Here is a 4,409-nt window from a genome sequence, read left to right on the forward strand (position 1 = left end):
GGGGACGAGGGGCGCCGCGGCGGCGGGCGGGGCAAGGGCCGCTGACGCGGCGCGCCGCGCGGGAGCGGTGCGGGCCCGGTCGAGCTGCCGCTCCCCGGCCGCACCTCCGCCTGCCGCCGCCCGCCGCCGCACGGCCTCCGCCTTCGCCTCCCATGAGCGCGGGTGCCTCGTTGTCAGTGGGGCCCCGCACAATGGGGGGCGTATCGGGAGTGGACGGAAGGGCACGGTGGCCCATGTCGGTGTGGGATGACCTCGTCGGGCAGGAGCGGGTGAGCGCGCAGCTGGAGGCCGCGGCTCGGGATGCCGATGCCCTGGTCACCGCGGTCGCGGCCGACGCGCCGGTGCCGGAGGCGTCGAAGATGACGCACGCCTGGCTGTTCACGGGACCGCCGGGCGCGGGCCGTACGCAGGCGGCGCGGGCGTTCGCGGCGGCGCTGCAGTGCGTCAGCCCCGACCGCGCGCTGGGCGGGGCACCGGGCTGCGGGTTCTGCGACGGCTGCCACACGGCCCTGATCGGCACGCACGCCGACGTCTCCACCGTCGCCGCCGTCGGCACCCAGATCCTCGCCGACGACATGCGGGACACCGTCCGCAAGTCGTTCACGTCGCCGGCGAACGGCCGCTGGCAGGTCATCCTCGTCGAGGACGCCGAGCGCCTGAACGAGAAGTCGGCCAACGCGGTGCTGAAGGCCGTGGAGGAGCCCGCCCCGCGCACCGTCTGGCTGCTGTGCGCGCCGTCCATCGAGGACGTGCTGCCGACGATCCGCTCCCGCTGCCGCCACCTGAACCTGAGCACGCCGTCCGTGGCCGCCGTCACCGACATGCTGATCCGCCGGGAGGGCATCGACCCCGAGGTCGCCGCCGCGGCGGCCCGGGCCACCCAGGGGCACGTCGACCGGGCCCGGCGCCTGGCCACCGACCCGGCCGCGCGGGAGCGCCGCGCCGCCGTGCTGAAACTGCCGCTGCGCGTCGCGGACGTCGGCGGCGCGCTCAAGGCCGCGCAGGAACTGGTGGACGCCGCCGCGGAGGACGCCAAGCAGCTCGCCGAGGAGATGGACGGCAAGGAGACCGAGGAGCTGAAGGCGGCACTCGGCGCCCAGGGCGGCCGGCTGCCGCGCGGCACGGCGGGGGTGATCAAGGACCTGGAGGACAAGCAGAAGCGCCGCCGCACCCGCACCCAGCGCGACAGCCTCGACCTCGCCCTGACCGACCTCACCGCCTTCTACCGCGACGTCCTCGCCCTCCAGCTCGGCTCCCGCGTCGCCCTGGCCAACACCGACGCCGAGGACGCCCTGGAGCGGATCGCCCGCGAGAGCTCCCCGGAGTCGACGCTGCGCCGGATCGAGGCGATCGCCGCCTGCCGGGACGCCCTGGACCGCAATGTGGCCCCGCTGCTCGCCGTGGAGGCGATGACGATGGCGCTGAGAGCGGGCTGACCCGTGGTCTGCCGGTACCGGCCCTCCGGCCGGGGTGCGGGTGAAGCCCGCCGACAGGTTGACGGCGTACCTCGTCCGTTGGACAACCGCCACCCGTCCGTGCCACACCCCGCACGGACCGCGAACGGAGCATCGCTCAGCGTTACGCTCGCGGAATGAACTCAAGGCGCCCCCACCGCAGGTCCAGGTCCCGTACCGGAGCCGTCCTCCTCGCCGCCACCGCGCTGGTCCTCTCCGCGTGCAGCACCGGAAGCTCCACGAGTTCCGTGGCCTCGGCCGGGCGGGCGGCGCAGGCGGGCGAGGCCACGCTGACCGCCCTGCCACGCGCCACCCCGTCCGCCCTGGCGTCGTACTACGGCCAGAAGCTGAGCTGGCGTGCCTGCGGCGCCCCCGGGTTCGAGTGCGCCACCCTGCGCGCCCCGCTCGACTACGCCGACCCCGGCGAGGGCGACGTGCGGCTCGCGGTCGCCCGCAAGAAGGCCACCGGGCCCGGCGGGCGGCTGGGCTCGCTGCTGGTGAACCCTGGCGGGCCGGGCGGCTCGGCGATCGAGTACCTCCAGATGTACGCCGCGATCGGCTACCCGGCCCAGGTCCGCGCGCGGTACGACATGGTCGCCGTGGACCCGCGCGGCGTCGCCCGCAGCGAGCCCGTCGAATGCCTGGACGGGCCGGACATGGACACGTACACGCAGACGGACGTCACACCCGACGACCGGCGGGAGACGGACGGGCTGGTCGACGCGTACAAGAAGTTCGCCGAGGGGTGCGGCGCGGACGCGCCGCGGCTGCTGCGGCACGTCTCCACCGTCGAGGCGGCACGGGACATGGACATCCTGCGGGAAGTGCTGGGCGACGAGCGGCTGACGTACGTGGGGGCGTCGTACGGCACCTTCCTCGGGGCGACGTACGCCGGGCTCTTCCCGCAGCGCGTGGGCCGGCTGGTGCTGGACGGCGCGATGGACCCGTCCCTGCCCGCGCGGCGGATGAACCTGGACCAGACGGCCGGCTTCGAGACCGCGTTCCAGGCGTTCGCGAAGGACTGCGTACAGCAGCCGGACTGCCCGCTCGGCGGCGCCGGCACCAGCCCGCGGCAGGTCGGGAAGAACCTCAAGGCGTTCTTCGACAAGCTGGACGCCGAGCCGATCCCCGCGGGTGACGCGGACGGCCGCAGGCTCGGCGAGTCCCTGGCCACCACCGGGGTGATCGCGGCGATGTACGACGAGTCGGCGTGGCCGCAGCTGCGCGAGGCGCTGACCTCGGCGATGAAGAGGAAGGACGGCGCGGGCCTGCTGGTGCTCTCGGACAGCTACTACGAGCGGGACGGGGAGGGCGCCTATTCGAACCTGATGTTCGCCAACGCCGCCGTGAACTGCCTCGACCTGCCGCCCTCCTTCGACGGCCCCGACGATGTCCGCAAGGCGCTGCCCGCCTTCGAGAAGGCCTCCCCCGTCTTCGGCGAGAGCCTGGCCTGGGTCGCGCTGAACTGCGCGTACTGGCCGGTCGCGCCCACCGGAGAGCCGCGCCGCATCGAGGCGAAGGGCGCGAAGCCGATCGTCGTGGTCGGCACCACCCGCGACCCCGCCACCCCCTACCGCTGGGCCCGGTCGCTGGCCGGCCAGCTCTCCTCCGGCCGCCTCCTCACCTACGACGGCGACGGCCACACCGCCTACGGCCGCGGCAGCGACTGCGTCGACCGCACGATCAACGCCTACCTCCTGCGCGGCACCCCTCCGGCGGACGGGAAGCGCTGTTCCTAGCCCTACACCGAGGCCGCACCAGCCCCCGGGGCCCCACCCGGGGGCGGTGCGAAGCACTCCCGGAAACTGTGTAGACTTACCGACGTCGCCGATCGCACCATAGTGCGGACGACGCGCCGCTTTAGCTCAGATGGCCAGAGCAACGCACTCGTAATGCGTAGGTCTCGGGTTCGAATCCCGAAAGCGGCTCCAGTGGGACCCCAGGTCAGATGGCTGATCTGGGGTCTTTCGCGTTCTCCGGGCGGGCGCGGGGGTCAGCGCAGGTCCAGTCGCATCAGGACGCGGGGATGGCCGGACAGGACGGATGTGGTGTCGGCGGCGTGGGTGAAACCCGCGCGCTCGAAGTTCTTGCGCAGGCCCGGGTAGGCCATGGTCAGGTCGACGCGGGCGTCGCCGTTGTCGAGCGGGTACGCCTCGACGGCCGGGGCGCCGTGGGCGCGGGCGAAGTCGACCGCGCCGGTGATCAGGGCGTGGGAGATGCCCTGCTTGCGGTGGCCGGGGCGGACCCGGACGCACCACACGCACCAGACCGGCAGGTCGTCGACGTGCGGGATCTTGCGGTTGCGGGCGAAGGAGGTCTCCGCGCGCGGGGCCACGGCAGCCCAGCCGACCGGCTCGTCACCGTCGTAGGCGAGCACGCCCGGAGGGGGATCGGCGCGGCACAGCTCGGCGACGTACTCGCCACGGGCCGGGCCGCGCAGCTCGTTGTTGAGCTTCGAGGGGATCCGGTAGCTCAGGCACCAGCAGACGGTCGCCGTGGGCGACTTCGGTCCGAGCACGGCGCGGACGTCCTCGAACACCGTCGCGGGGCGCACTTCTATGGCCATGGCACCCACGATGTCACGGGCGTCGGCCGGTGCGCGCCGGGAACGGGGACGCGAACGGGAACGGGAGGGGCCTGGTGGCCGTCTCCCCCACAGGAAGCACGCGATCAGGGACGAGGGACGGCGAGATGGCGGAGAACGAGGCCGGGCAGACGGCCGACCAGAGGCTGCTCCTGGTCATCCCGGTCCTGGTCGTGGGCATCAGTCTCGCCCAGGTGGTGTTCGAGGGTCCCACCGCTGCCGCGCTGACCGTGTTCTGCGTGGCCGGCCTGATCGCCATCCTGGTGCGTGTCGGGGTCAACGCCCGGGCCGGGAACCAGAACGCGCCCGACGACGCGCCGCCGGGCGGGGGCGGCGGCGCGACCCGGTGCTGACGGGGCCGAGGGCGGCGG

General features: G+C 74.0%; 4 protein-coding genes and 1 tRNA gene. 4 read left to right on the forward strand and 1 reads right to left on the reverse strand.

Annotation, left to right across the window (positions count from 1 at the left end):
* Nucleotides 1-233: 233 nt before the first annotated feature.
* From CCN42_RS29170 to CCN42_RS29180, 3 genes are all read left to right on the forward strand, one after another.
* Nucleotides 234-1,436 carry a DNA polymerase III subunit delta' gene (locus tag CCN42_RS29170; RefSeq protein WP_086740093.1) on the forward strand — a complete coding sequence of 401 codons (1,203 nt, stop codon included), beginning with the start codon at nucleotides 234-236 and terminating at the stop codon, nucleotides 1,434-1,436.
* A 155-nt stretch (nucleotides 1,437-1,591) separates the two neighbouring features.
* Nucleotides 1,592-3,193 carry an alpha/beta hydrolase gene (locus tag CCN42_RS29175; protein WP_086740094.1) on the forward strand — a complete coding sequence of 534 codons (1,602 nt, stop codon included), beginning with the start codon at nucleotides 1,592-1,594 and terminating at the stop codon, nucleotides 3,191-3,193.
* A gap of 115 nt (nucleotides 3,194-3,308) precedes the next feature.
* A tRNA-Thr gene (locus CCN42_RS29180) sits at nucleotides 3,309-3,385 on the forward strand.
* Between the two features lie 62 nt (nucleotides 3,386-3,447).
* Here CCN42_RS29180 and CCN42_RS29185 read toward each other — a convergent pair.
* Complete coding sequence (locus CCN42_RS29185) at nucleotides 3,448-4,020, reverse strand: GNAT family N-acetyltransferase (protein ID WP_086740096.1); 573 nt, start codon at nucleotides 4,018-4,020, stop codon at nucleotides 3,448-3,450.
* A 125-nt stretch (nucleotides 4,021-4,145) separates the two neighbouring features.
* Between CCN42_RS29185 and CCN42_RS29190 the strand changes: the two genes are divergently transcribed.
* A complete protein-coding gene (locus tag CCN42_RS29190) occupies nucleotides 4,146-4,391 on the forward strand; it encodes a hypothetical protein (protein WP_086740097.1) in 246 nt (81 codons plus the stop codon).
* The last annotated feature ends 18 nt before the right edge of the window (nucleotides 4,392-4,409 follow it).

It is taken from the genome of Streptomyces glaucescens (assembly GCF_002154375.1).
Taxonomy (GTDB): domain Bacteria; phylum Actinomycetota; class Actinomycetes; order Streptomycetales; family Streptomycetaceae; genus Streptomyces; species Streptomyces glaucescens.

Bases quoted from the DNA above. Each gene is read 5' to 3' on its own strand.
- CCN42_RS29170 (WP_086740093.1), top strand. From the start codon at position 234: ATGTCGGTGTGGGATGACCTCGTCGGGCAGGAGCGGGTGAGCGCGCAG.
- CCN42_RS29175 (WP_086740094.1), top strand. From the start codon at position 1,592: ATGAACTCAAGGCGCCCCCACCGCAGGTCCAGGTCCCGTACCGGAGCC.
- CCN42_RS29185 (WP_086740096.1), bottom strand. From the start codon at position 4,020: ATGGCCATAGAAGTGCGCCCCGCGACGGTGTTCGAGGACGTCCGCGCC.
- CCN42_RS29190 (WP_086740097.1), top strand. From the start codon at position 4,146: ATGGCGGAGAACGAGGCCGGGCAGACGGCCGACCAGAGGCTGCTCCTG.